Source organism: Saccharomonospora iraqiensis subsp. iraqiensis, from assembly GCF_000430445.1.
Taxonomy (GTDB): Bacteria; Actinomycetota; Actinomycetes; order Mycobacteriales; family Pseudonocardiaceae; genus Saccharomonospora; species Saccharomonospora iraqiensis.
This window is the reverse complement of record NZ_KE387079.1, coordinates 14,686-18,919: the sequence shown is the minus strand read 5'-3', so window position 1 is coordinate 18,919 and position 4,234 is coordinate 14,686. Positions and strand designations below refer to the sequence as shown.

Annotated in this window: 3 protein-coding genes; all 3 read left to right on the top strand. The window is 73.5% G+C overall.

Annotation, left to right across the window (positions count from 1 at the left end; translation table 11 throughout):
• The first annotated feature begins 213 nt into the window (after positions 1–213).
• Entirely contained in the window at positions 214–987 is a 774-nt protein-coding gene (locus tag ACTIR_RS0108835; protein ID WP_026453988.1) for an IclR family transcriptional regulator, read from the top strand.
• 249 nt (positions 988–1,236) lie between these two features.
• A complete protein-coding gene (gene aspS / locus ACTIR_RS0108830) occupies positions 1,237–3,012 on the top strand; it encodes an aspartate--tRNA ligase (protein ID WP_026453987.1) in 1,776 nt (591 codons plus the stop codon).
• 109 nt (positions 3,013–3,121) lie between these two features.
• Positions 3,122–4,234, top strand: a 1,113-nt coding sequence (locus tag ACTIR_RS0108825) for a hypothetical protein (RefSeq protein WP_026453986.1), incomplete at its 3' end; no start/stop codon positions are given.

Sequence of the window (4,234 nt, the reverse complement as noted above, 5' to 3'; positions counted from 1 at the left end):
GCGGTCCGTGTCCCCGGTGTCGGCCCCGCGGAGCCCGGGGCCGACACCGGCGGGGCGGAGCGTGCGTCCCCGGGCGGGTGACCGAGCGGCCCGGTGATGCGCACGCTGCGCATCGACCCGGGTACGGCACGGGTATTGCGGTGCGGTGTCGATCCGGTCCGGTCTCGTGGGAGTGTGCCCACCCGGTGCGCGACTTTCGTAGTATTCGCGACCGTGGGTGCGGAGAACGAACGTCCAGACGCGACGCGGAACCGGTCCGTGCTCGCCCGGGGGCTGTCCGTGCTGGACGCCTTCACCGACGGCACGGCGGAGCTGAGCCTGGCCGAGCTGGCCGCGCGGACCGGGCTGCCCAAGCCCACGGTCCACCGGCTGCTCGGTGATCTGGTGGAGTGGGGTGCGGTGGAGCGCTCCGGGCCGGGGCACTACCGGCTGGCCACGAAGCTGTTCCGGCTCGGGCAGCTCGTGCCGCGGCAACGGGTGCTCCGCGAGGCGGCACTGCCGCATCTGGAGCATCTGCAGCGGATCAGCGGGGAGAACGTGCACGTCGCCGTCCCGGACAACGTGTACACGCTGTTCCTGGAGAAGGTCACCGGTGGCCGGGCGATGGCGGTCCGGTCGCGGGTCGGGAGCAGGATGCCGACCCACTGCACCGCCACCGGCAAGGTGTTCCTGGCCTGGGGCGGGCAGGACCGGCTGCGCCGGGTCGTGGAGGCGGGGCTGCCCCGGATCACCCCGCGCACGATCGTGCTGCCCGGACTGCTGCACCGGGACCTGGAGCGGACGGTGGAACGCGGGGTGGCCGTCTCCCGGGAGGAGGTCGAGCACGGGGTGGCGGCCGTGGCCGCACCGGTGCTCGGGTCCGGCGGCCGGGTGATCGCGGCCGTCTCGGTCACCGGGCGCGCGCAGACGCTCGACGTGGACCGGCTCTCGGACGCCGTGCGCGGCGCCGCGAGCTCGATGTCGACCACGCTGTCGGCGGGCTTCTGACGGCCCTCCCACCCGGGACCCGCCGTGCCCGTCCCGCCCGGGACCCGCCGTGCATGGCGTGCCCCGTTCGGGGAAACCTGGTGGCGGCCGGACCGGCCGTGTTCGTTAACCTGTGCTGTCGGCGCGGCCCGGCCGGGGCCCACCGGCCGCAGGACGAGCGGTTTCCCCTGATGCCGGGACCGACCGACGACCCACCGAGATCAACAGACCGACCCAGATCAACAGACCCTGTCGGAAGGACTCCGCGAAGTGCTTCGCACGCATGAGGCCGGCACGCTCCGTGCCGGGCACGTTGGCCAGACCGTCACCCTCACCGGATGGGTGGCCCGGCGGCGCGATCACGGCGGGGTGATCTTCATCGACCTGCGGGACGCCGGCGGGGTGGCGCAGGTGGTCTTCCGCGAGGGGGAGATGGCCGACCGTGCCCACCACCTGCGGGCGGAGTACTGCCTCCGGGTCGTCGGGGAGGTCGCACGGCGTCCCGAGGGCAACGAGAACCCGGAGATCGGCACCGGGGACATCGAGGTGCTGGTGACCGACCTGGAGGTGCTGTCCGAGTCGGCGGTGCTGCCCTTCCCGCTCGACGAGCGGCTGGAGGTCGGCGAGGAGATCCGGCTGAAGTACCGCTACCTCGACCTGCGGCGCGCGGCGCCCGCCCGGGCGATGCGGCTGCGCAGCGAGGTCAACCGGGCGGCCCGGGAGGTGCTGCACGCGCACGACTTCGTCGAGGTGGAGACCCCGACGATGACCCGGTCCACGCCCGAGGGCGCCCGCGACTTCCTGGTGCCCGCCCGCCTGCGGCCCGGGTCGTGGTACGCGCTGCCGCAGTCGCCGCAGCTGTTCAAGCAGCTGCTGATGGTCGGCGGTCTCGAACGGTACTACCAGATCGCGCGCTGCTACCGCGACGAGGACTTCCGTGCCGACCGGCAGCCCGAGTTCACCCAGCTGGACGTCGAGATGAGCTTCGTCGACCAGGACGACGTGATCTCCCTGGCCGAGGAGGTCCTCGCGGCCCTGTGGCGGCTCGTGGGCGTCGAGGTGCGCACCCCGTTCCCGCGTCTGCCGTACGCCGAGGCGATGGCCCACTACGGCACGGACAAGCCGGACCTGCGGTTCGGGCTGGAGCTCACCGAACTCACCGACTTCTTCGCCGACACCCCGTTCCGCGTGTTCCAGGCGCCCTATGTCGGCGCGGTGGTCATGCCCGGAGGGGCCGACCAGCCCCGGCGACAGCTCGACGCCTGGCAGGAGTGGGCCAAGCAGCGCGGCCACAAGGGCCTCGCCTACGTGCTGATCGGCGAGGACGGCACCCTCGGCGGCCCGGTGGCGAAGAACCTCGCCGAGCACGAGCGCGCCGGTCTCGCCGACGCCGTGGGGGCGAAGCCGGGGGACTGCGTGTTCTTCGCCGCGGGCAGGCCCGCCGACGCCCGGCACCTGCTCGGCGCGGCACGGGTCGAGATCGCCGAGGTGCTCGGCATGATCGACGAGAACGCGTGGTCGTTCGTCTGGGTCGTCGACGCCCCGATGTTCGAGGCGGCCGAGGACACCGAGGACGTCACCGTGGGGTCCGGGCAGTGGACCGCACTGCACCACGCGTTCACGTCCCCGACCCCGGAGTGGGTCGACAAGTTCGACGCCGACCCCGGCAACGCCCTGGCCTACGCCTACGACATCGTCTGCAACGGCAACGAGATCGGGGGCGGGTCCATCCGTATCCACCGGCCGGACGTGCAGAAGCGGGTCTTCGAGGTGATGGGCCTGCCCGAGGCCGAGGCGCAGGAGAAGTTCGGCTTCCTGCTCGACGCGCTGCAGTACGGGCCACCGCCGCACGGCGGGATCGCGTTCGGCTGGGACCGCATCGTGATGCTGCTGGCCGGCGCCGACTCGCTGCGGGAGGTCATCGCGTTCCCGAAGTCGGGTGGCGGGTTCGACCCGCTCACCGGCGCCCCCGCCCCGATCACCGCCCAGCAGCGCAGGGAGGCCGGCGTCGACGCCGCCCCGGACGGGGCCCGTCGGTCCGGCTGAATCGCCCGGTCGCGACGCCGCGCCGCGGCCGGACCGGCGGTTCCGCACTCCGGAGCCGCCCGTTCCGACTGTGGTGGGCGTCGCTTTCCGCCTAGTAGGGTCGTGGACGATGATTCTGGATGCCTCCTCCACCGACGATTCGACGGCAGCGTCCCCGTCCGTCGGTCCCGGAGAGGAACAATCCCCGGTGACGGTCGCGGTGGCGGCGGCCGAGGCGGTGCTGTCGGCCCGGTTCGGCAGCTCGATCCCGTTGGACGATCCCGAGGGGCTGCCCGGCAGCGGCCCGGCGACCGTGGTGCGGGCCCGGGTCGCCTCGTCGGCGTTCGCGCTGCCCCGCACCCTGGTGATCAAGCACTATCCCGCCGCCGACGGTGAACCGGACTCGTTCGCCCGGGAGGCCGCCAGTTACCAGCTGTTCACGGCGCTGCCTCCGGAGGAACGGGTGTGTCCCGAGCTGCTCGCGCACGACGCCGAGCGGCGGATCCTGGTGCTCGACGACCTGGGCCGCACCCCCACCCTGGAGGACAAGCTGCGCGCCTCGGACGCCCGGGCGGCCGAGACCGCGCTGCTGTCCTGGGCCCGTTCCCTCGGCCGGATCCACGCCAGCACGGCCAGCAGGGAGGCCGACTTCCACGCGCTGCTGCGCAGAATGGGTGGCGCGGGCCGGGGCGAGGACGACGCCGACCCCGGTGACGACACGGTGCCGCCCGAGGTGCTCACCGAGCTTCCCGCGCTGTTGGCGGACTCCTGCGGTGTGTCGACCCCGGAGGCGGTGACCGAGTCGGTCACCCGCGCGGTGGAGCACGCCCGCTCGGCGTCGTACCGGGCGTTCAGCCCCGTGGGGCTGTGGCCGGACAACAACCTCGTCACCGGGACGGGGGTCCGGTTCCTGGACTTCGAGCACGGGCGCATCCGCAGCGCGCTCGCCGACGTGGCGCACCTGCGGGTGCCGTTCGCCGGCAGTCCGGGGGCGCTCGCCCTGCCGTCGGGCATGAGCGAGGCCATGACGGCCGCGTGGCGGGCGGAGGTCACCGAGTTGTGGCCCGCGCTCGCGGACGACGACCTGCTGTCGTCCTACGCGCTGGGCGCGCAGCTCGTGCTGGTGTGGCTGTCCACCTGGCGGGACCTCCCGGAGGTGGCCGGACTGCGCGGCGCGGGCCCGACCAGCCGTGCCGCGGCGCTGACCACCTGGTGGCGCGACCTCGCCCGGCAGGCCGAGGTC